Raw genomic sequence first — 21,830 nt, 5'->3', positions numbered from 1 at the left:
TCAATTCCAACGGATAACCGAGAGGATTCCTGGAATGTCTGCCTTGCCTGAGATCAAAATGCCGATTGTACCTATTGTCTCCTACGAGGATCGGAGACAAATTGTCCTTCCCCATGCACCTGCCGAGGCGACGACGCGCTTGGGCCGGGTCTGGGCGGCGGTGCTTCTCTGGCATCAGAAGCGAGAAGGCCGGCGGGCACTGAGAAACCTGACGGCGAGCGAACTCAAGGATATCGGGGTGTCGCAGTCCGATGCCGCGCGCGAAGTCGGCAAGTCGTTCTTCTGGGACTGACGGCGCGGAAAGCGATTGGCGCGATCAGCTGCAGGCCTTGCTGCCGCCGGACCAGCGATTGACGTCGGCGGCGATGCGGCCGGCGACCGGATCCGACATCATCGGACCGAAGGCCTGGACATGCGACGGGCTTCCCTCGGCCTGCACGACGAGCAGCGGCCGGCTTTCCGGGCTACCCTTGTGGACGAGCAGGATGCGCGGGCGGCCGGAGAAGGAGTTGAGCTCCGGCGCAAGCTTATAGGCGGCAAAAGCCGGATCACCCGACTTGAACCAGCAGGCATTGGCGCCGAGCGCAACGCGCTCCATCGTCGGCAGCGCGGCGCGGTTCGGACCTGTCGGCGCCGGCGTGGACTGGCAGGCCGCGACCATGGCTGCGAGAGCGGCAAGCAGGGCGGCATTTGCTAGGGAAAGGCGAGGGCGCATCGATCTTGCTCCAGATCCGGATGAGAGGATTTCAGGCGGCAATGACATCGAGCGCCGAGGCGAACAGGCCGCGGCCGTCCGAGCCGCCATGGGCGGCTTCGATCAGGTTTTCGGGATGCGGCATCATGCCGAGCACGTTGCCCTTTTCATTCATAACAGCGGCGATGTCGTTGACCGAGCCGTTCGGGTTGGTGCCCTCGGCATAGCGGAACACCACCTGGCCATTGCCTTCGATTGCCGCCAGCGTTGCTTCATCGGCGAAATAATTGCCGTCGTGATGGGCAACCGGGCTGCGGATGATCTGGCCCTGCGCGTAGGCGCGTGTGAAATCCGTCTCGGCATTGACGACTTCGAGTTTGATTTCGCGGCAGACGAATTTCAGCGAAGCATTGCGCATCAGCGCGCCAGGCAGCAGGCCGGCCTCGACGAGGATCTGGAAGCCGTTGCAGACGCCGAGCACCTTCACGCCTTTTTCAGCCTTGTCGATGATCGCCTGCATGACCGGCATGCGGGCGGCGATCGCGCCGCAGCGCAGGTAATCGCCATAGGAGAAGCCGCCGGGGATGACGATCAGGTCGACATCGGGGATCTCGGTTTCCGTCTGCCAGATCGTCACCGGCGGCTTGCCGGAAATCTTCGTCAGGGCGGCGATCATATCGCGGTCGCGGTTGAGGCCCGGAAGTTGAACGACGGCTGATTTCATGGGGTCCCCGCGTCTGGCGAAAGATATTGAACTGGAACGCTTTCGGCGAGCCATACTCCATTGTCGGAGACAAAGAAAGAATGGCCCTCTGAAAACATGCGGGCCGCATCGACACGCAGGATGAGATATTCACCCTTGCGGCGCGTTGCGACGATTTTTGCGGTTTCGACATCCGCCGAGAGATGAACGTGATGACGCTGCATCTTCTTTAAGCCTTCGCACTCGATCGAATGCCAGTTGGCAGAAGACGTGCCGTGATAAAGAGCCGCTGGCGGTTCCACCGGGGTCAATGCGAGATCGACGTCGACGCTATGACCCTGATTGGCGCGAATTCTGTTGTCGGCAAGAGTAAAGCGCTTCTTCGGATTGTTTTCGATGATCTCGATAATGTCGGCTCGGGAAACGTCGTATTTCGACGTCAGCGCCTTTTCGAGTTCATCGAACGACACCCAGCCCTCGGCATCGAGCGTCAAACCGGCGGCTTCAGGCGCGTGACGCAGAACATAGCTCATATATTTCGAGACTTCCGTCTCCAGCTTTGCCTGCGTCATGACGCCAAATCCTAAAAGTCCGCCGGACGACGGGTCGGTGATCGTCAGTCGATCGCGATCGCGTAGTTCTCGATGACCGTGTTGGCGAGGAGCTTCTCGCACATGGCCTTGAGGTCGGCCTCGGCCTGGGCCTTGTCGGCGCTTTCCAGTTCCAGGTCGAAGACCTTGCCCTGTCTGATGTGGCCGACGCCCGAGAAGCCGAGGGCGCCGAGCGCGCCTTCGATAGCCTTGCCCTGCGGATCGAGAACGCCGTTTTTCAGCGTGACGGTGACACGAGCCTTGATCACTTTGTCTTTCCTGCCTTACTTGACCAGAACCGGGCCGGTGCCGCGCACAGGCTCGTTTTCATTGATGATGCCGAGACGGCGCGCAACTTCGGAATAGGCTTCGAGCAACCCGCCGAGATCGCGGCGGAAACGATCCTTGTCCATCTTCTCGTGGGTCTCGATATCCCAGAGCCGGCAGCTGTCCGGTGAGATTTCGTCGGCGAGGATGATGCGCATCAGATCGCCTTCGAAGAGGCGGCCGCATTCGATCTTGAAGTCGACGAGCTGGATGCCGACGCCGAGGAAGAGGCCGGTCATGAAGTCGTTGACGCGGATGGCGAGCGCCATGATGTCGTCGAGCTCGGCCGGATTGGCCCAGCCGAAGGCGGTGATGTGCTCTTCGGAGACCATCGGATCGTCGAGCGCGTCTGACTTGTAGTAAAATTCGATGATGGAGCGCGGCAGGACCACGCCTTCATCGATCCCCAGACGCTTGGCAAGCGAACCGGCGGCGACGTTGCGCACGACGATCTCCAGCGGGATCATCTCCACTTCCTTGATCAGCTGCTCGCGCATGTTGAGCCGGCGGATGAAATGGGTGGGGATGCCGATCTTGTTCAGATGGCTGAAGATATATTCGGAAATGCGGTTGTTGAGGACGCCCTTGCCGTCGATGACTTCGTGTTTCTTCTTGTTGAAGGCAGTGGCATCGTCCTTGAAGAACTGGATCAAAGTGCCCGGTTCCGGGCCCTCATACAGAATCTTTGCCTTGCCCTCGTAGATACGGCGGCGACGGTTCATCGTGGTCATTCTCTGTTGTTGGCGCTCTTGGGATAGCGCGAGTGGATCGATCTCGTGGCGTCCCCTTAAAGGAAAAGAGTGAGTTTCACAATCCGCCTATCCTTCCTTCCCCGGTTTCCAGATTTTACGGAATACCGCCAAGAGAATCGAATGAATTCGCAAGACGAGTCTAGCGCCTTTTCCGATACGGTGAAATGACGGCGAAATGGCGGGCTGCTTGTGCAGGTCTTTATTTGGCGGCTCTGCTTCCAAGCTCGCGGCGAAGCTGCGTCTGCAGAGCGCGCGCGGCGACTTGGCCGTGGCGCCAGCTGCCAGCGCGGATGAAGGAGGGGATCTGCATCGCCGGCATCGGCCGGGCGAGCGCGTAACCCTGCAGCGTGTCGCAGTCGAGCTCTTCGAGAATGCGGATATGATCTGAAGTCTCGACACCCTCGGCGATGACAAGGATGTTCAGCGAGCGGCCGATATCGATGATCGAGCCGACGAGTTTGCGCTGCTCGGCCGATTGCGGCAGCAGCCGGATCAGCTCGCGGTCGATCTTCAGCGTCTTCGGGCTCAAGCGCAACAGGCTGACGATCGATGCATGGCCGGTGCCGAAATCATCGATTTGAATGTCGATGCCGAGCTTGCGCAGCTTTTTCAGATTGGCGGCGACCGCCTCGTCGCAATCGTCGAGCGAGATCGATTCCAGCAATTCGAAGGCGAAGGTGCCGGGCGCAATCTTCAGGGCGCGGAGCTTCTTGCCGAGATCGGGATCGGCAAGCCGCCGGGCGGAAACGTTGACCGATATCTTCGGAACGGTCAGCCCGTCCTTGATCCAGGCGCGGCGATCGGCGATGGCGCGCTCCAGGATCAGGGCGTCGATGGTCGAGACGACGTCGAGATCCTCGGCGATATCCAGAAAGCGGTCTGGTGCCAGCAGCCCGTGCACGGGGTGCTGCCAGCGGGCAAGCGTTTCGACGCCGACGACATCCAGCGTGCGGGCATCGAATTGCAGCTGATAGAAGGGCACGAATTCGTTGCGCTCGAGGCCGATCAGGATCTCGTCGGCAAGGTGCTTGGCCGAGATGACGTCGCGGCGGTCGGATGCGGAGAAAAATTCGAAACGATTGCGGCCCAGGCCCTTGGCGCGATAGAGCGCGATATCGGCATCGAGCAGCATCTGCTTGGCGTCGAGCGTCGGCCCGCTGTCGACGGCGATGCCGATGCTGGCCCCGAAACGGCAGTCGTGCCCCTCATATCGGACCGGTTTGCGCAATTCGCGAATGATCCGTTCGGCAAGGCTGGCGATCTTCTTCGACGCGGGATCGACGGTGCAGAGGATGACGAATTCGTCACCGCCGATGCGGGCCACGAAATCGGCGGCGCGGACGGAGTTTCTGAGCACGCTTGCGGCATGCTGCAGCATGGCGTCGCCGGCCCGGTGGCCGAGCGTGTCGTTGATCTGCTTGAAGCGGTCGAGATCGATATGCAGGATCGCCAGCCCCAAGCCCTTGGCCCGGCATTCGGCCGAGCGCTCGTCCAGCATCTTGTCGAGATAGCGTCGGTTCGGCAGGCTGGTGAGATAATCGTGCAGCGCCAGGCGCTCGATGCTCTCCTTGGCGGCCTCGAGTTCGCGGTTATGCGCCTCGGCCAGATCCTTGGCGCGCTGCAGCTCGTTGCGGAGCGCGACCTCCTCGGTGACGTCCCAATTGGCGCCGATCAGCTTGCGGTGGCCGTTGCCGTCGACGAAGAAGGCCGAGCGGGCGCGGATGACGCGTTCGGCGCCGTCGCCGCGGATGATGCGGTATTCCTGCTGAAAATCACTGCCGCTTTCGACGCTGCGGTCGGACAAGCCGAGCACGCGCTCGCGATCGTCGGGATGCAGGCTTTTTGCCCAGACATCGCTGGCAATTGGCCGCGAGGCGCCCTTCAGCCCGTAAATGGCGATGAGGCGCTCGTCCCATTCGACGGTATCATTCTCGATATCCGCTTCGAAGACGCCGATGCGGGAAATCTCCAGCGCCAGGTCGAGCCGGCGCGACAGGCGCGACAGCGTATCCTCGGCCTCCTTGCGGGCGGTAATATCCGTATCCGTGCCGACGATGCGCGTCGGCACGCCGCTCTCGTCCCATTCCACGCAGGCGCCGCGGCAGTCGATCCACATCCAGTGGCCGTCCCTGTGGCGCTCGCGATATTCGAAGATCTGGTAATCCGGATCGCCGGCATTTTGCCGGTCGATGGCATGGACGACAAAATCGCGGTCATCGGGATGGACGAGGGCCAGCCAGGCATCGTAATCGCCGGCAGCCTCCTCGTCGGGCGCCATGCCGCGCATGGTCTTCCAGGTCTGCGAATAATATTTCCGGTCGAGACGGTAGTTGTGATCCCAGACGCCGAGGCCGGAGCCGACGAGCGCATGGTTCCACCGGCTCTCCCGTTCTGCCAGGTCGGAATCGTCATCGGCCACGCTGCCGACGCCTGCCTCAGCCGCCGTGGAATCATCGGCCTCTGGATGGGCTTTCTTCACGGGCATTCTCGCTTATTTCATCTCGGCGCAGTTTGCTGTCATTCCATTAAGAAAGACTTAGAAAGCACTTGCTGAATTATCGAGAAGGGCCGGTTTCCTCTATCAGGCGGAGAGCCGGCTGAGGAACTGAGCGAAGACCATGGTGCCCTCGGGCCAGGGGCCGTGACCGGAATCGGCATTGATATGTCCTGCCTCGCCGGCATCGACGAGGAAGGAGCCCCAACTGCTGGCGATATCGTCGGCGTGTTCGTAGCTGCCGAACGGATCGTTGCGGCTCGCCACCGTGATCGACGGGAAGGGCAGCGGATCGCGCGGGTAGGGGCCGAAGGTCATCAGGTGCTTCGGGCGAATATCGGGATTGGCAACATCGGGCGGGGCGACGAAGAAGGCGCCGGCCACCGGCTTGCGGAAATGCGGGATGGCGTGGATTGCCGAGGTCACGCCGAGCGAATGGGCGACGAGGATGACCGGGCGGGTCGAGGCGTTCACTTCCTCGGCGATCCGGGCGATCCAGTCCTCGCGGACCGGCTTTGTCCATTCATTCTGTTCGACGCGCCGCGCCGTGCTGAGCTTTGCCTCCCAGCGGCTTTGCCAGTGGCTCGGGCCGGAATTGGTGTAGCCGGGGATGATGAGGATATCTGCGTCTGAGGCTTTCATAGTGCCGCCGATGTGAGAAGGCCCGCCCAAGATGTCAAGAGGGGATGTGAAGGGAGAGAGCGACACGGCCGTTTTGGTTTGCTATATTGCTCCAGTGCCGGTTGCGGATTTCGTGTCGGCTTGCCCGCCGATTGCGTGTCCGCCGCCGACCAGGTCTCGGCTGAGGAGGAGAAAGCCATGGCGGCATTTCATGTCATGACGGGTTCTAGCGAAAGCTTCGCACGGCCCGTTGTCAATCGCATCGGTATCGCCGACGTCTTCGACGCGCTGAAGCGCGGTTACGACGATTTCATGGAGAAACCGTCCCACTACGTGTTCCTGTGCCTGATGTACCCGATTGCCGGCGTCTTCCTGACGTTATGGACGTCGGGCGCCAACCTTTTGCCGATGGTCTTTCCGCTGATGGCAGGTTTCGTGCTGATCGGCCCGATCGCCGCGATCGGCCTCTACGAGATCAGCCGCCGGCGCGAAGCCGGCCTCGATAGCTCCTGGACGCATGCGCTCGAGGTACGCCATTCGCCGGCGCTGCCGTCGATCGTCGCAGTCGGGCTGATGCTTTGCGGCATTTTCGTCGTCTGGCTGGTGACGGCGCAGACGCTCTACAGCAATCTGCTTGGCGAAGTGTTTCCGCGCAGCATGGCGGATTTCTTCCGCCAGGTCTTCGGCACGCCCGAAGGCATGCAGCTGATCATCTGGGGCAATCTGATCGGCTTCGTCTTCGCGCTCGTCGTGCTGGCGATCTCCGTGATCACCTTTCCGCTGTTGCTCGACCGCGATGTCGGAGCGGTGGCTGCCGTCGTCGCTTCGATCCGCGCGACGATCGCCAATCCGGTGCCGGTGCTGCTGTGGGGCCTGATCGTCGCTGCACTGCTCGTCATCGGCACGATCCCGGTCTTTGCCGGGCTTGCGCTTGTCATTCCCATCGTCGGCCATGCGACCTGGCATCTTTATCGCAAGCTGATTGCGCGGGAGCCCGCGTAATCGAAGGTTTCCGGGGATCGCGAACTCTCGCGATCCTCGGAGGTTAAAGCTTCGCCGATCCCCGGAACCTCGGGACCTCTCGCCGCGTTATTCAGCACCGGCTTGTGGGAGGATTTCGATGAAGCATCTGTTCGCCCGCTTCGCAACCAAGATCTCGGAATGGGCGGGCAAGCCCGTCATCTTCATCCTGGCGCTGACCGCCGTCATTATCTGGGCGGCACTCGGCCCCTTCTTCGATTATTCGGAAACCTGGCAGCTGGTCATCAACACCGGCACGACCATCATCACCTTCCTGATGGTCTTCGTGTTGCAGAACGCCCAGACGCGCGACACCAGGGCGATCCAGGCCAAGCTCAACGAAATGATCCTGACGAGCCACGCCGAGAACCGCTTCATCGGCATCGAAAACCTCGACGAGGAGGAACTGAAACATCTCGACCAGCTGGTCGCCAAGGCTGCCAAGGGCAGGGGCGAAACCGAGGCTTGCAGGACGACGGAGGCCGCGGAAGCTGTTGCGCCGAAAAAGACGGAGACGCGCAAGCGCGCTATGGCTGGCAAAGCGCCGAAGCAAAAACAACGGCCGCTTGTGAGGAGATAGAGAAATATAGGCGAGCGCTGGCGCGACAACTGCGATAACAGAATGGAAGCAGACATGAAAACGGCGCCGTAAAGGCGCCGCAATAGTGTCGATTTGGAGAACTCACAGCTTCCCAAACACTCGGTGGAAAATCGTATCGACATGCTTGGTGTGATACCCAAGATCGAACTTCTCGCGAATATCCTCTTCGGAAAGCGCGGCCCGAACCTCAGCATCCGCAAGCAGCTCTTCCAGAAAGTCCTTACCCTGCTCCCAGACCTTCATGGCGTTGCGCTGCACCAGGCGGTAGGCGTCTTCGCGGGAAGTGCCGGCTTGGGTGAGCGCCAGGAGGACGCGCTGGGAGTGGACGAGGCCGCGGAATTTGTTGAGGTTCTTCTCCATGTTCTCAGGGTAGACCAGCAGCTTTTCGATGACGCCGGCGAGACGCGAGAGGGCGAAATCGAGGGTGACGGTGGCGTCGGGGCCGATCATGCGTTCGACGGAGGAGTGGGAAATATCGCGCTCGTGCCAGAGGGCGACGTTTTCCATGGCGGGCAAGGCGTAGGAGCGGACCATGCGGGCGAGGCCGGTGAGGTTTTCGGTGAGCACCGGGTTGCGCTTGTGGGGCATGGCCGAAGAGCCCTTCTGGCCGGGCGAGAAATATTCCTCCGCTTCCAGAACCTCGGTGCGCTGCAGGTGGCGAATTTCGGTTGCGAGGCGCTCGATCGACGAGGCGACGACGCCGAGTGTGGCGAAATACATGGCGTGGCGGTCGCGCGGGATGACCTGGGTCGAGACCGGCTCGGCCTTCAGGCCGAGAGCCTCGGCGACATGCTCCTCGACGCGCGGGTCGATGTTGGCGAAGGTGCCGACGGCGCCCGAGATGGCGCAGGTCGCGACTTCCTCACGGGCGGCGACGAGGCGCTGGCGGCAGCGCTCGAATTCGGCATAGGCGAGCGCCAGCTTGACGCCGAAGGTGGTGGGCTCGGCGTGGATGCCATGCGAACGGCCGATGGTGACAGTGTCCTTATGTTCGAAGGCGCGGGTTTTCAGCGCCGCCAGCAGGCGGTCAATATCGGCGATGAGAATATCGGTGGCGCGCACCAGCTGGACGTTGAAGCAGGTGTCGAGCACGTCCGATGAGGTCATGCCCTGGTGGACGAAACGAGCATCCGGGCCGACGATCTCGGCAAGGTGGGTCAGGAAGGCGATGACGTCATGCTTGGTGACCGCCTCGATCTCGTCGATGCGAGCGACGTCGAAGGTGGCCGCACCGCCCTTTTCCCAGATGGTCTTTGCCGCCGATTTCGGGATGACGCCGAGTTCGGCCAGCGCGTCGCAGGCATGCGCCTCGATCTCGAACCAGATGCGGAACTTGGTTTCGGGAGACCAGATGGCGACCATTTCGGGCCGGGAATAACGCGGGATCATGGGCGGCTGCCTTCACTTCAAGAGGTTCATGCGTGAATGTCTGCGCCCCTGTAGCAAAGACGGGCGGCAATCTCAACGCATGCGTTTGGCAAGATAATAACTGCTGCCGACAAGGCAGACGAGACCGAGCGGCAGGAAAAGGCGCAGGCCGATCACCAGGAACTGGTAGACGGCGCTGATGCTGGTGAAGACGAACTGAAAAGCCCAGACGACGCTGCCGAAAGGCGCGTGCCAGCGCGAATAGAAGAGCCGGTATTCCATGGCGAAGAGGAAGGCGGTCATTGCGATCGTTGCCGCCGTCAGCGTCACGAAAAAGGCGGCGAAACGCGCTTCCGGCGGCCTGTCATAGGCAAAGAAGCGGGCGACCGGCAGGGCGAAAGGCCAGGCGAACAGGCCGCCGGCGAAATAGAGCACGGCGACTTCGGCAAGCCGGCTCGTCTGCAGGCCGTTGCGGAGGTACAGACCGAGCATGGCAGAGGCGAGCATCTGCGTGCCCCAGAACAATGCGCCGGCAATCAGATCGGGGTAGGGCGGCCGCGCGGCTCTCAGACGATCCCTACTGGAGCGATTTGTCCTGGGTCGATCCGGGCTCGGGCCATCCATCCTTCGGCGATCCGGCTTCAGGGATGAACCGGAACGGCGATCCAGCGTCCGTTCCTGTCGGCGTCGAAGGCCAGGACAAGGGCGATGTGAACCTGGTTTCCGGCCTCCGGCTGATAGACGACCGCGCCGCCGATCCGGTATTCCACAGAACAGGCGCGCTCGGCCGGAATCGCCGTCGCCTGGCGCGCCGCCTGGCGGTTCGGAGCGCCTTGTTTCTCGATCATCTGCAGGCTGAAACCGAGGACCCGCTTGTCGACTGCTGCGCAATCTTTCGGTGTCGGCACCGGCATCTCACCGAGCGACAGCGTATAAGGCGATTTCGGCGGGCCATCGGTCGCAAGCGTGGTGTAACGGATGGTCTTTGCGGGAGAGCCGAGTTCGGTCGGCGGATTGAAGGCGGCGATCAGGCCCGGATTTGTCAGCAGATCGTATTTGTCCATCTGGCTGCGAGCCGCCGTCAGGTTCTGCCGCCGCGCCTTGGAAAGATTGGCGTCCTTGTCGGCCATCTCAGTGCGGAAGGGCGTGCCTTCGAGATACTGGCCGTTTTCGGTATCGATGAAATAGGTGTTGGAGTAAGGAGCGCCGCCTTCCTCCTTGATGCCGAATTCCTGAAATCCGAACACCTTGCCGTCGGCGGAAAAGCCGATCGGCTGGATATTGGCGATGTCTCCGGCCAGTGACAGACCGGGCGATGCGGCGGCAAGCATGCCGCCGATGAGTAGACGCTTCATCATGATCGTGCCCCTTCGGCTGCCTGACGCAGATCGGCGATGGTCCGGCGATAATCCTCGACTGTCGCGCCCTTGAAAATCGCCGAACCGGCGACGAGGACGTTGCCGCCGGCGCGCGTGATTGCCGACACTGTTTCCACCGTGACGCCGCCATCGACCTCGAGTTCGATCGGCCGGTCACCGATCAGCGACTTGGCGGCGGCGATCTTGGCAGCCATGGCCGGAATGAACTTCTGCCCGCCAAAGCCGGGATTGACCGACATGATCAGGATGAGATCGACATCGTCGAGCACGTTTTCGATGGCGCTCAGCGGCGTTGCCGGATTGAGCGTCACACCGACCTTCTTGCCGAGATTGCGGATGGTCTGCAGCGAGCGGTGCAGATGCGGCCCGGCTTCGGCGTGGACAGTGATGCGGTCGCAGCCCGCCTTGGCGAAGGCTTCGAGATAGTCGTCGACCGGCGAGATCATCAGATGGCAGTCGAAGGTGGCTGAAGTATAGGAGCGCAGCGACTTGATGACATCGGGACCGAAAGAGATGTTCGGCACGAAATGCCCGTCCATCACGTCGAGATGGATCCAGTCGGCGCCGGCGGCCGTGACGTTGCGCACCTCCTCGCCGAGCCTGGCGAAATCCGCCGCGAGGATCGAGGGGGCAATGCGAATGGGCAGCGTCATCAAGTTTTACTCCCTGTGGGCCGCCGTTTGAGCGCGGCGCCCGATTTCAAGACGGGCGGCCGCCGCTCATTGCGTCGGCGCGCGAGGTGGAAAAAAGCCATTGCCCCGCCATTCGAGCAGGCGGTAGGGGTTTTGGGCAAGTTCGTGCCCAGCAGTGAAGGCGATGGCGCCGACCGGCGTCTGGAATGTCGTGCCGAGGAGCGTCTCCTGCAGCGGCTTGCCGGCGGCGGCCGCAGCTTCCGCCGCCTGGCCGGCGATCAGCGCTGCGGCGAGCGACGGCAGGACATAACCTTCCGGCTCGATGCCTTTGGCGCTGAGCGCCTCGGCTGCCGCCGTGCCTTCCGGCAGTACGGCATATTCGGGCAGGGCGACGGCGCGCACGCCGGGGTCAAGCGGCAGCGGCTGGTCGGCGGCGCGCATGGCATCGCCGCCGAGAATGGAGAGCGGAATATTTTCCGCCTTGGCGTCGCGGGCGATGACGGCGACATCGTTGCGGTCGCCGCCGATGAAGACCCGGGTGGCGCCGGCGCGCTTCAGACGGCGGACCAGGGCAATCTGCTGCTCCTGTCCCGGCCGGTAGGTATCGGTAAAGACCGGCTTCAGGCCGTTCTGTTCCAGGGCGTTGCGCACCGCTTCGGTCAGTTCGCGGCCATGGATGGTGCCGTCTTCGATCAGGGCGATCGGATCGGCGGCCCAGTCCTTCAGGATCACTTCGTTGATCTTTGCCGCCTCAGTGCCGTCGGCGGGCGCCAGACGAAAGAGCGGCCAGCCGTTCTTCAGCGCATCCTCCATCAGGATGCGGGAGCGCGCCGAGATGGTCATGGCGGGAATGCCCGCGTCTTTCAGCTTCGGCAGCGCGCCTTCCAGCGTCTCGCTGCAGAGAAAGCCGACCGCGACCTGCACCTTGGCAGCGACCAGCGCATCCGCAACCGCAGCGCCGCTATTGTCCTCGCAGGTCTCGTTGATGGCGACGAGGGTGTTTCCGGATTGCTGGATCTCGAAACCGGCGCCGGCGGCAATCTGAGCGCCAAGCAAGGCGAGCGCGCCGTTCTGAGGGGCGACGACGCCGATCGTCACGCCGGCCGCATGGCCTTGCGCCGCCGCTCCCAGCAGCACCAGAGAAGCTGCTATGCCACGCAGGTTGATCATGAAAGGCGGAGATCCCCTAGCCATCGTCCATGCCCTTTTATCCGCAAGCCTGCGATCGTCAAAGAAAAACAAGCGTGAAGCAGTGCTTTTCACTGGTCCTATTGTAGAAAAGGTAACCGATGCTCGCCATATTGGCGCGATAACAAGTCGAACCATGGATCAAAGCGCGTACGGGAGAAGCAGGTGTTGAACAGGCAGCATATCGACCCCGGCCTTTATCGAGACGCCATGAGCCGTTATGCCGGCCATGTGCAGCTCGTGACGACGGCGATGGGCGAGTTGCGCCGCGGTGTCACCATCACCGCCGCTTGCTCGGTCTCTGACAATCCGGCCTCGGTGCTGATCTGCCTCAACAACAATAATCCGAAGAACGAAATCTTTTTCCGCAGCGGCGTCTTCGTGCTGAACACGCTCGGCGCTCATCATCAGGGCGTTGCCGACGCCTTTTCCGGACGGACGGCGCTTGCCGATAGCGAGCGTTTCGCCAGCGCCCGTTTCGAGACGCTGGTCACCGGCGCGCCTGTGCTCGCCGATGCGCTGGCTGCCTTCGATTGCCGGGTGACCGACATCAAGGAAATGCCGACGCACAATGTCATCTTCGGCGAGGTCGCGGCCGTGCGGTTCAGCGAAAAGCATCCGGCGCTCATCTATATGAACCGGGATTATCACGCGCTGTGATGGCCGCTACGGCCGGGATTTCGAGGGAATAGCGAATGGACAATGCCGGCATCGAGGAAATGTTTCAGGGTCTCGGCCCGGTCACGGTCAAGCGCATGTTCGGCGGCAAGGGCATCTATCATCTCGGGCGCATCATCGCGCTCGAAGTGCGCGACGAGATGCTGCTGAAGGCCGATGAGACGAGCGCCCCGGAATTTGCCGCCGCCGGCGCGACGCAATGGACCTACGAGGGCAAGAAGGGCAAACCGGTGAAGATGCCCTACTGGTCGATCCCCGACGAGGCTTACGACGATCCAGATCTGATGGCAAAATGGGTGCGGCTTGCCTATGAGGCGTCGCTGAGGGCCGATCGCTGACTGCATTCGGCTGAGGGCAGGGCTGCTATCGCCGCCTTGGTGAAGGCCGAAAGCGGCTCCGGCAAATCCGTCAGCGGAAACCAGCCGAAATCGGAAAGCTTCTCCGGTTCGGTCAGTTGCGGCTCGCCATCGACGTCGCGGGCGAGATAGAGAAGCGAAATCCAGTGCTGGCGGTCGGTATCGATGATCTGTTCGGTCACGGCGATACGCTCGATCCGGCCGATCTTGAGGCCGGTTTCTTCCTCGGCCTCGCGGCGCGCGGCTTGCTCGGCCGGCTCCATATGATCGACCTTGCCGCCGACGATATTCCAGTAGCCGGCTTCCGGTGGGCGCAGGCGTTTATAAAGAAGAATTTTGGCGTCGCGCAGAATGACCAGGCCAACGCCGAAGCCCGGAAAATCGAGACCGGGCTTACTCATTGGCTGTTCAGACCTTGGCGCTGCCGGCGATCAGCATGAAGGCGGGGATATCGTCGCCGAAGCCGACCGGGGTCGGGCCGTCATCATGGTCGCGATGGCGGCGGCGGTCGCGGCTGTCATCGTTTGCCGGATAAGGCCGGCTGTTGCGCGCATTGTTTTGCGGCTTCTGCTCTGCTTTGCGCTCGTTTTTCACGATGTCGGCCTTTACTGGTGCTGCCTGAATCACTTGGACGTCATTATCCTGTATGTCGTTATCAGATTTATGACCTGGGGCGCTGCGATTGCCACGTCCGCGACCACGGTCTCGCTCGCCGCGTTCACCCTTGGCGCCACGCTCGCGGCTGTTGCGCCGCGGGCGTTCGCTGTCGGCGCTTTCTTCTGCCGGCGGCAGGGAGTTCACATCGCCGCTCAGCCATTCCACTTTCTCGCCGATCAGCTTTTCGATCGCATCGACGAATTTGCTGTCGCGCTTGGTGACGAGCGTGAAGGAGGCACCCGAGCGGCCAGCGCGGCCGGTGCGGCCGATGCGGTGGACGTAATCCTCGGAATGGATCGGCACGTCGAAATTGAAGACGTGGCTGACATCGGGAATGTCGAGGCCGCGGGCGGCGACGTCCGAGGCAACCAGCAGCTGGAGATTGCCGTCACGGAAGCTCTGCAGCGTCATCGTGCGGGAGCGCTGGTCCATGTCGCCATGCAGCGCGCCGACGGAGAAGCCGTGGCGTTCCAGCGATCGGAAGAGATCGGCAACATCCTTCTTGCGGTTGCAGAAGATGATGGCGTTCTTGAGTTCCGTCTGGGCGCGGACGAGTTCACGCAGAACGGCGCGCTTCTCGTAGTCCTTGCTGTGGGAAGCGACGAAGCGCTGCGTCACCGTCTTTGCGGCCGATGCCGGCTTTGCCACTTCGATGCGTTCCGGATTCTGCAGGAAGCGGTCGGCGAGCTTCTGAATCTCCGGCGGCATGGTGGCCGAGAAGAACAGCGTCTGGCGGGTGAACGGGATCATCTTGGCGATGCGCTCGATGTCAGGGATGAAGCCCATGTCAAGCATGCGGTCGGCCTCGTCGATGACGAGAATCTCGACGCCGCTCATCAACAGCTTGCCGCGCTCGAAATGGTCGAGCAGACGGCCGGGCGTGCAGATCAGCACGTCGGCGCCGCGCTCAAGCTTGCGATCCTGGTCTTCAAAGGAAACGCCGCCGATCAGAAGGGCGACGTTGAGACGGTGGTTCTTACCGTATTTTTCAAAATTCTCGGCGACCTGGGCGGCGAGTTCGCGCGTCGGCTCGAGAATCAGCGTGCGGGGCATGCGGGCGCGGGCCCGGCCCTTTTCCAGAAGCGACAGCATCGGCAGAACGAAGGATGCCGTCTTGCCGGTGCCCGTCTGCGCGATGCCGCAAATATCGCGACGCTCGAGCGCAAACGGAATGGCTCCCGCCTGAATAGGCGTGGGTATCGTGTAGCCCGCGTCGGTAACAGCGGATAGCACTTTTTGGCTCAAGCCAAGGTCAGCGAATGTCGTCAAAGGGAAAACTGTTTCCGTTCCGGTTCGGCCGAGCTCTGAACGAGTCGGCGGGATTGCATGCCGCAATGCAGCGCGACATAGCCCCGAATGGCCGGCAAGTCAAGAAATAGAGAGGCCGCACCCGGTACAGAGTGAAGCGATGGTTACCTCAGCGCTGTTACTTGATATAGGTGGCGAGTTTAAGGCCGGCATTCATGAAATATACTGGATCGACCGCGTGGCCGTCCTGGCGCACTTCATAGTGCAGATGCGTGCCGGTCGAGCGGCCGGTGCTGCCGGCAAGGCCGATGACGTCGCTGCGGCCGACCGTGTCGCCGACCTTGACCAGCACCTGGGACATATGGCCGTAGCGCGTCGAGATGCCGTTGCCGTGATCGACTTCGACCATATTGCCGTAACCACCGGTCCAGCCGGCTGATATGACTTTGCCCGGCGCCGACGGGCGGATCTTTTCGCCCGGCGAAAAGCGGAAATCGATGCCGGAATGCAGCGCGAGGCGGCCGAGGAAAGGGTCGCGGCGATTGCCGAACGGGCTGGTCACGTCCTTGCCGATAGCGGGATTGCGGAAGGGCAGGGATTCGGCGGTGCTGCGCACGGCCTCCAGCCGGGTCAGCGCGCCGTCGAGCGCTGCCAGTGAATTGTTGAAATCGTCGTTGCTTTCAGGCTCGACATAGGGGCCGCCGACGGCATCGTCGTCCTGCCGCGCCGCAGTCTCCTCAGGCACCGGAATTTTAAAGCGGGTCAGCACGTTGCCGATAGCATTGGCGGCAGTGCCGGCGTCGCTCGTCAGCTGTTCGACGCGATTGCGCTGGTCCTGTTCGACACCCTTCAGCGACAGCGTCACATTCGAGAAGATGCGGTCGGCGCGGTCGCCGACCGTCTCGGCGGACGGCACATAGGCAAGTGTCGAATTATCGGGCGTCGCATCGGCGGGCGCGCCGTTCGCCAGCTGTTTTTCGATCGCCTCGATGCCGCCGCCGGTCAGCGAAGCGCGTTTATCCTTGATATCGGGGGCATAGGACTGGGCGGGCGAAGACGGCGCGGGCAGGGCGCCGTCCCTATCCGTCAGCCCGGAGCTTTCGGCCCGGTCGAGCAGATTGTCGAGCTTGCCATGGCGCGACGTGAGCGCCATCTGCTGTTCCATCAGCTTGTCGACCTTATCCTCGACCACCTGCTGGTCGAGAAGCTGGCGGGAGGTGATGCGATCGACCTGGGCGCGAAGGGCGGCGATGCGATCTTCGTAGTCGTGCTGCATGCGGGCTTGCCGCGCCATGGTGGCGCCGATCAAGTCGTCGCGCAGCACGAGATAGGAGGTGGCCAGCAGATAGCCGATCGAGAAGACGCCGATGAAGCAGAAGGCGAGAGCGGCCATCCATGGCCGCACCGTCATGTGGCGGACCTTGTCGCCGCTTGCGAGGATCAGGATATGTTCCTGCGCCCGCCTGCCGAATACCCGGTGCTGATGTCCGCTGTTCACGCAGGCTCTCCCGACTGATGCACCACGCCTCTTTCGGAAAATTAGACACGTTTATGGTTAACGAATGCTTTCTTTGTCGCTGTCCGTGTAGAAAATACCAGCGATTTCAGGCATGGCTGATCGATGCCAGCGAGCGATAGAAGGACGGCGTCAGCCCGGCCTCGGCGCGCGCGAGATCGTTGAAGGGCGGTTTCAGCGGCCCGCGGAAATTGGCGCGCACCAGCTCCTGAAACGCCTTTGCCGGATCGCGCTTCTCCCGGGCGCAGAGGAAGCGGAACCATTTGGCGCCGACGGCGACATGGCCTTTCTCATCGTTGTAGATGACGTCGAGAACCGCGGCACTTTCGAGGTCGCCGGTCTGGCGCATCTTCGCCTGCAGCGACGGCGTGACGTCGAGGCCGCGGGCTTCGAGAATCAGCGGCACGACGGCAAGCCTTGCCGTCAGGTCGTTGCGTGTCGAATGGGCCGCCTGCCAGAGCCCGTCATGGGCGGGGAGATCGCCGTAATCGGCGCCGAGATCGTTGAGACGGGCGCGCACCATGCGAAAATGCTTGGCCTCCTCGAAGGCAACCTGCATCCAGCCGTCGAAGAAGGAATTCGGCACCTGTTCCGTGGCGAATCGCGCAACGATATCAAGCGCCAGATCGACGGCATTGAGCTCGATATGGGCGATGGCATGGAGCAGGGCGATGCGGCCTTTCAGCGTATGCAGCGAGCGTTTTTCCACCTGGGTCGGCGGCGTCAGCAGCGGCCTGTCGGGACGGCCCGGCCTCTCCGGCAGGGCCGCATCGAGCGGCGAGCGCAGCGACACCCGGCGGGCGAACCAGCGGGTGGCGCTTTCCTGCGCAAGCGCCGTCTTGCGGTCGAGATCGGCGGAGCAGATGGCATCGATGGCGCCGCCGCGCAGCGAGGTGATCGCGAGGTCGCCGGTCACGCAGCCAGATTCCGCACGGCCTCGAGCACGGTTTCGGCGTGGCCCTGCACTTTCACCTTCTGCCAGATGGTGGCGATCGTGCCGTCCTGGCGGATGAGGAAGGTGGTGCGCTCGACGCCCATGAAATTGCGGCCGTACATGCTCTTTTCCTTCCAGACGCCGTAGGCCTGCAGCGTCGTCTTTTCCTCATCCGAGGCGAGCGCTACCGAAAGACGGTGCTTCCTGATGAACTTGTCATGGCAGGCGGCCGAATCGGGCGACATGCCGATGACGGCCGCACCCGCCGCTTCGAACTCGCTTGCCAGCGCGGTGAAAGCCAGCGATTCGGCGGTGCAGCCTGTCGTATCGTCCTTGGGATAGAAGAACAGAACGAGCGGCCGACCCTGGAATTCGGCCAGCGAGATGCGGCCGCCGCCGTCGCGGGGAAGGTTGAAATCAGGAGCCGTGGCGCCGATGCCGGGAACCGCCATTGGGAAAACCTTTCTTTTGCCGGGTTTGTGGATGACACTTTCTCTCCCCGAATTATATAGTGGACGGAAACCCGTCCAGCATGCCGGGTTCAATTCTTCACTTAAAGGGAGAGCCCGAAGGCGCATGTCAGCCATCCGCGGCGAAAAGGTCACGTTTCGCAAGAAGGATATCGTTGCGCTGGACCGCTTGCCGTCCGCCCAGGCCGAGGATCCGATCATCGTCTATTGCCCGCCGCCGCGTTCGCCTATGCGGCGCACTGCGAAGCTGACGGCCGGATTTCTGGGGGTGATTCTGCTTATCCTCGCCGCAATAGTCTTCACCGTCGAGAGCGGCATGTTCGACAAGCCGCTGTCGCAGCAGGCGCAGGCGGCCTTGAACGGCGTGGCCGGACCGCGCTACCGCGCCGAGGTCGGCTCCACCGTCATCCGCTTCACCTCGGATTTCCGGCTGGCGCTGGAAGCGCGCAACGTCAACATGATCGACGAGCAGAGCGGCCAGCACCTGTCGACGACGGGTTCGGTGCGGCTGGGGCTCGATCCGCTGCAGCTTTTCCGCGGCCGCATCGCCGTCACAGACATCGAAGCCGACGATATCGCCCTCGATACCGCGCTGCTGCCCTCCGGCAATCCTTTGACGCTCGACGATCTGCGCATCGACGCCATGCCGGCAGCGATGGAGAAGATCTTCTCGCAGTTCGACATGTTCGACAGTGTCGTCACGCGCGGCTCGACCAGTTCCGTGCGCATCTCCGGCATCAACATCAAGCTTGCCGACACCGCCAACGGTCCGCTGTCGCTGGTCGTCGACGATCTCGTCTTTGCCCATGCCGGCCCATCCTCGCTGCAGTTGACCGGCGAAGTGGCGCTGAACGGCGAGGTGGCCGAGCTCGAGGTGCTGGCCGAGAAGGAAGCCGGCCACGTGTCGAAGGTGGTGGCGACGCTCAAGCATGCCGACCTCACGCCCTTTGCGCTGAAACGCAACGATCAGGGCGCGATCCGGCAGGGGCTCAGCGCCTTTGCCGATTTGACGGTATCGGCCACCAGGGAACGCGATGGCGTGCAGCCGGCACTTGCGGCGACCGTCGACATCGATCCGGGCCAGATCTATGCCGACGGCGATCCGCAGGAACTGTCGGGCGGGCAGATCAACCTCGTTTATGATTTCGCCAAGCTGACGCTCGAAATCGCCCGGTCGAACGCCCGCTTCGGCGCGACCATGGTTCCGATCAACGGCGCGCTGATCGATCTCGACAAGCTCGACCCGCAGGCCGGCAAGGGCTTCGGCATCGATCTTCTGGTCAGCGGCGGCTCGGCAGCGCCCGGCGGCTCCGGCGAGCAGCCGCTTTCTTTCGACATCCAGGCGACGGGCCGCTACCTGGTCGCCGGGCGGGAATTCCTGTTTCCCAACATGACCGTCTCCAGCCCGCTCGGCGCGCTATATGGGGCACTGCACGTCAAGCTCGGGAGCAAATCACCGGAGATCAGCTTTGCCGGCCAGTCGGCACAGTTGCAGACGACGGCGATCAAGCAGCTCTGGCCGTTCTGGATGGCGCCCAAGGTGCGCACCTGGGTGCACGGCAACCTCTTCGGCGGCACCGTCACCAACGCCGCCATCTCGGTCTTCATTCCCTTCGGCAGGCTGGACGAGGCGGCCGGCGGCAAGGGATTGAAGCTCGACGCCAACCAGATTCGCATCGGCTTCGACATCGCGGATGCGCGGATGAACATCGCCGGCGACATTCCGCCGGTTCGCGACATGGCCGCCCATTTCGACCTGACCGGCCCGGTTGCGACGATCGCGATCAAGAGCGGCACGTCGTTTTTCCCCTCCGGCCGGTCCGTCGGCCTCGGGCAGGGGACGTTCACCCTACCCGCCACCTACGACAAGCCGCTGATGGCCGATATCGATCTGGCGATTTCCGGGACAGCCGATGCCGTCGGCGAGCTTCTGACCTACCGGCCGATCCGGGTGCTGCAGCGCGCCGGCTTTACGCCAGACGATCTCAAGGGGCGGATCGAGGCGAATGTGAAGGCGCATTTCGGCCTGCTCTCCTCGCAAAATCCGCCGCCGGCCGAATGGACGGCGGCGATGAAGCTCACCGATATCGATCTTGCCAAGCCGTTTTCCGGCCGCACGATCAGCAATCTCGACGGGACGCTGAACGGCAATCCGAAACAGATCACCCTCGACGCCAAGGCCCAGATCGACGGCGTGCCGGCCGATATCGATCTTACTGAGCCGGTCGAGGCGTCCGACAGCGCGAAGCGGCAGCGGGTGATCACCGCGACGCTTTCCGAGGAGCAGCGCAACAAGCTGATACCCGGCCTTTCCGGCATCATCGGCGGCAGCGTCAAGATGGTGCTGACGCGGATCGACGACGACCGGCAGGATGTGCAGCTCGATCTCACCAAGTCGCAGCTCGACCTGCCGTGGATCGGCTGGTCGAAGGGCAGCGGCATTGCAGCTTCGGCCGAATTCGAAACATCGGGCCCGGCCGACAATACCCAGATCAAGAATTTCCGGCTGAAGGGCGACGGTTTCGGCGCCAACGGCTCGATGAACATCGGCAAAGGAGGGCTGATCTCGGCCGATTTCGACAGCGTCAAACTCTCCTCGCTTGACGATTTTGCCCTGTCGGTGAAGCGCAGCAAGGGCAATTTCGACGTTTCGGTCTCCGGCGACAGCGCCGATGCGCGGCCTGTCATCGCGCGGTTGAAATCCGGCTCGGGCGATGGCGATGATGACGGGGATGCCGGCGACACCGGCGTATCGGTGCGCGCCAGGCTGAAAAACGTCATCGGCTTCAACGACGAGAAGATCGGCAATTTCCAGGCGCAGGTGTCACTGCGCGGCGACAAACTGCAGGCGCTGAACTTTTCGGCCGTGACCGACAGTGGCGAGGCCGTGGTCAGCCAGATGAAGGACGGCGGCGTCATCAACATCACCAGCGGCGATGCCGGCGCAGTCTCGCGTTTCGCCGACCTCTACCAGCACATGCAGGGCGGCCTGCTCAATCTGGCGATCCGCCTTTCGGCGCAGGGCGGCTGGGACGGTTCGCTCGATGTGCGCCGTTTCTCGATCGTCAACGAACAACGGCTGCAATCGATCGTCTCGACGCCTGTCGGAAATGAACAGCGCAGCCTGAACGAAGCCGTCAAGCGCGACATCGACACCTCGTCGCAGCGCTTCCAGCGTGGCTTTGCCCGGGTCGTTTCGCGGGGTGGCATGATCGGCATCGAAAACGGCGTGTTGCGCGGCGACCAGATCGGCGCGACATTCCAGGGCATAGTGCGCGACGGCAAGGGCAACATGGACATGACCGGCACCTTCATGCCGGCCTACGGTCTCAACCGGCTGTTTGCCGAACTGCCGCTGATCGGCATCATCCTCGGCAATGGCAGCGACCGCGGCCTGATCGGCATCACCTTCAAGCTGACAGGCAAGTTCGACCATCCGAACCTGCAGATCAATCCGCTGTCGATCATCGCGCCGGGTGTCTTCCGGCAAATCTTCGAATTCCAATAGGCGGCCGAGAAGCTAAAGCGCGTCGCATCAAACTTGATTCATGCGACGCGCTTTAGTTTTTTGTTTTGATGCATGTCGTTATCCCGGAACCGCT

Annotated in this window: 23 protein-coding genes; 6 read left to right on the top strand and 17 right to left on the bottom strand. The window is 62.5% G+C overall.

Going from position 1 to position 21,830, the window contains the following annotated elements; all coding sequences use genetic code 11:
* Nucleotides 1-34 precede the first annotated feature (34 nt).
* Nucleotides 35-292 carry a DUF1127 domain-containing protein gene (locus CO657_RS09695; RefSeq protein WP_054183048.1) on the top strand — a complete coding sequence of 86 codons (258 nt, stop codon included), beginning with the start codon at nucleotides 35-37 and terminating at the stop codon, nucleotides 290-292.
* A gap of 24 nt (nucleotides 293-316) precedes the next feature.
* Here CO657_RS09695 and CO657_RS09690 read toward each other — a convergent pair whose 3' ends face one another.
* From CO657_RS09690 to CO657_RS09660, 7 genes are all read right to left on the bottom strand, one after another.
* Complete coding sequence (locus tag CO657_RS09690; RefSeq protein ID WP_003586241.1) at nucleotides 317-715, bottom strand: hypothetical protein; 399 nt, start codon at nucleotides 713-715, stop codon at nucleotides 317-319.
* A gap of 31 nt (nucleotides 716-746) precedes the next feature.
* Nucleotides 747-1,418 carry a phosphoribosylformylglycinamidine synthase subunit PurQ gene (gene purQ, locus CO657_RS09685; protein WP_003586242.1) on the bottom strand — a complete coding sequence of 224 codons (672 nt, stop codon included), beginning with the start codon at nucleotides 1,416-1,418 and terminating at the stop codon, nucleotides 747-749.
* Nucleotides 1,415-1,969: an RNA 2'-phosphotransferase gene (locus CO657_RS09680; protein WP_054183049.1), complete on the bottom strand. Its 555-nt coding sequence runs from the start codon at nucleotides 1,967-1,969 to the stop codon at nucleotides 1,415-1,417. The genes purQ and CO657_RS09680 overlap by 4 nt, the downstream gene beginning before the upstream one ends.
* 44 nt (nucleotides 1,970-2,013) lie before the next feature.
* Complete coding sequence (gene purS / locus CO657_RS09675) at nucleotides 2,014-2,256, bottom strand: phosphoribosylformylglycinamidine synthase subunit PurS (RefSeq protein WP_012557800.1); 243 nt, start codon at nucleotides 2,254-2,256, stop codon at nucleotides 2,014-2,016.
* 15 nt (nucleotides 2,257-2,271) lie between these two features.
* Nucleotides 2,272-3,036 carry a phosphoribosylaminoimidazolesuccinocarboxamide synthase gene (purC, locus tag CO657_RS09670; protein WP_003568927.1) on the bottom strand — a complete coding sequence of 255 codons (765 nt, stop codon included), beginning with the start codon at nucleotides 3,034-3,036 and terminating at the stop codon, nucleotides 2,272-2,274.
* A 229-nt stretch (nucleotides 3,037-3,265) separates the two neighbouring features.
* On the bottom strand, nucleotides 3,266-5,551 hold the full coding sequence (locus tag CO657_RS09665) for a putative bifunctional diguanylate cyclase/phosphodiesterase (protein WP_054183050.1): 2,286 nt from the start codon (nucleotides 5,549-5,551) through the stop codon (nucleotides 3,266-3,268).
* 96 nt (nucleotides 5,552-5,647) lie between these two features.
* Entirely contained in the window at nucleotides 5,648-6,202 is a 555-nt protein-coding gene (locus CO657_RS09660; RefSeq protein WP_054183051.1) for an RBBP9/YdeN family alpha/beta hydrolase, read from the bottom strand.
* Between the two features lie 177 nt (nucleotides 6,203-6,379).
* On the opposite strand from CO657_RS09660, the gene CO657_RS09655 reads away from it, so the two are divergent.
* The gene (locus CO657_RS09655) at nucleotides 6,380-7,183 is read left to right on the top strand and encodes a DUF2189 domain-containing protein (RefSeq protein WP_054183052.1); all 804 of its coding nucleotides are present in this window, start codon (nucleotides 6,380-6,382) and stop codon (nucleotides 7,181-7,183) included.
* A 118-nt stretch (nucleotides 7,184-7,301) separates the two neighbouring features.
* Nucleotides 7,302-7,781 (top strand): low affinity iron permease family protein, encoded by a 480-nt coding sequence (locus tag CO657_RS09650; RefSeq protein WP_054183053.1) that lies wholly within the window; start codon nucleotides 7,302-7,304, stop codon nucleotides 7,779-7,781.
* A 102-nt stretch (nucleotides 7,782-7,883) separates the two neighbouring features.
* On the opposite strand, the gene purB is transcribed toward CO657_RS09650, so the two are convergent.
* The 5 genes from purB to CO657_RS09625 all read right to left on the bottom strand — a co-directional run bounded on the left by purB (nucleotide 7,884) and on the right by CO657_RS09625 (nucleotide 12,351).
* Complete coding sequence (gene purB, locus CO657_RS09645; RefSeq protein ID WP_054183054.1) at nucleotides 7,884-9,191, bottom strand: adenylosuccinate lyase; 1,308 nt, start codon at nucleotides 9,189-9,191, stop codon at nucleotides 7,884-7,886.
* Nucleotides 9,192-9,263: 72 nt separating this feature from the next.
* Nucleotides 9,264-9,794 carry a hypothetical protein gene (locus tag CO657_RS09640; protein ID WP_054183055.1) on the bottom strand — a complete coding sequence of 177 codons (531 nt, stop codon included), beginning with the start codon at nucleotides 9,792-9,794 and terminating at the stop codon, nucleotides 9,264-9,266.
* A gap of 17 nt (nucleotides 9,795-9,811) precedes the next feature.
* The gene (locus CO657_RS09635; RefSeq protein WP_054183056.1) at nucleotides 9,812-10,528 is read right to left on the bottom strand and encodes a DUF2259 domain-containing protein; all 717 of its coding nucleotides are present in this window, start codon (nucleotides 10,526-10,528) and stop codon (nucleotides 9,812-9,814) included.
* Nucleotides 10,525-11,202, bottom strand: coding sequence for a ribulose-phosphate 3-epimerase (gene rpe, locus CO657_RS09630; RefSeq protein WP_012557795.1), 678 nt, complete (start codon nucleotides 11,200-11,202; stop codon nucleotides 10,525-10,527). Before rpe ends, CO657_RS09635 begins: the two co-directional genes overlap by 4 nt.
* Before the next feature lie 66 nt (nucleotides 11,203-11,268).
* Nucleotides 11,269-12,351: an ABC transporter substrate-binding protein gene (locus CO657_RS09625; RefSeq protein WP_041671440.1), complete on the bottom strand. Its 1,083-nt coding sequence runs from the start codon at nucleotides 12,349-12,351 to the stop codon at nucleotides 11,269-11,271.
* A gap of 183 nt (nucleotides 12,352-12,534) precedes the next feature.
* Here CO657_RS09625 and CO657_RS09620 point away from each other — a divergent pair, with 183 nt between their 5' ends.
* The gene (locus CO657_RS09620) at nucleotides 12,535-13,029 is read left to right on the top strand and encodes a flavin reductase (RefSeq protein WP_003586256.1); all 495 of its coding nucleotides are present in this window, start codon (nucleotides 12,535-12,537) and stop codon (nucleotides 13,027-13,029) included.
* Between the two features lie 35 nt (nucleotides 13,030-13,064).
* Nucleotides 13,065-13,385 (top strand): TfoX/Sxy family protein, encoded by a 321-nt coding sequence (locus tag CO657_RS09615; RefSeq protein WP_003586257.1) that lies wholly within the window; start codon nucleotides 13,065-13,067, stop codon nucleotides 13,383-13,385.
* Here the strand turns inward: CO657_RS09615 and CO657_RS09610 are convergent.
* The 5 genes from CO657_RS09610 to CO657_RS09590 all read right to left on the bottom strand — a co-directional run bounded on the left by CO657_RS09610 (nucleotide 13,355) and on the right by CO657_RS09590 (nucleotide 18,210).
* Nucleotides 13,355-13,804, bottom strand: coding sequence for an NUDIX domain-containing protein (locus tag CO657_RS09610; protein WP_054183057.1), 450 nt, complete (start codon nucleotides 13,802-13,804; stop codon nucleotides 13,355-13,357). The genes CO657_RS09615 and CO657_RS09610 overlap by 31 nt on opposite strands.
* Before the next feature lie 7 nt (nucleotides 13,805-13,811).
* Entirely contained in the window at nucleotides 13,812-15,329 is a 1,518-nt protein-coding gene (locus tag CO657_RS09605; protein ID WP_003586261.1) for a DEAD/DEAH box helicase, read from the bottom strand.
* A gap of 157 nt (nucleotides 15,330-15,486) precedes the next feature.
* Complete coding sequence (locus tag CO657_RS09600; protein WP_054183058.1) at nucleotides 15,487-16,806, bottom strand: peptidoglycan DD-metalloendopeptidase family protein; 1,320 nt, start codon at nucleotides 16,804-16,806, stop codon at nucleotides 15,487-15,489.
* A gap of 106 nt (nucleotides 16,807-16,912) precedes the next feature.
* Nucleotides 16,913-17,740 carry a ferritin-like domain-containing protein gene (locus tag CO657_RS09595; protein WP_054183059.1) on the bottom strand — a complete coding sequence of 276 codons (828 nt, stop codon included), beginning with the start codon at nucleotides 17,738-17,740 and terminating at the stop codon, nucleotides 16,913-16,915.
* Nucleotides 17,737-18,210, bottom strand: coding sequence for a peroxiredoxin (locus tag CO657_RS09590; protein ID WP_012557791.1), 474 nt, complete (start codon nucleotides 18,208-18,210; stop codon nucleotides 17,737-17,739). Before CO657_RS09590 ends, CO657_RS09595 begins: the two co-directional genes overlap by 4 nt.
* A 124-nt stretch (nucleotides 18,211-18,334) precedes the next feature.
* Here CO657_RS09590 and CO657_RS09585 point away from each other — a divergent pair, with 124 nt between their 5' ends.
* Nucleotides 18,335-21,736, top strand: coding sequence for a YhdP family protein (locus CO657_RS09585; RefSeq protein ID WP_054183060.1), 3,402 nt, complete (start codon nucleotides 18,335-18,337; stop codon nucleotides 21,734-21,736).
* Nucleotides 21,737-21,830 lie beyond the last annotated feature (94 nt).

It is taken from the genome of Rhizobium acidisoli, from assembly GCF_002531755.2.
GTDB lineage: Bacteria > Pseudomonadota > Alphaproteobacteria > Rhizobiales > Rhizobiaceae > Rhizobium > Rhizobium acidisoli.
Note: the sequence above shows the minus strand (reverse complement) of the source record. Positions and strands in the feature narration are given on the sequence as shown.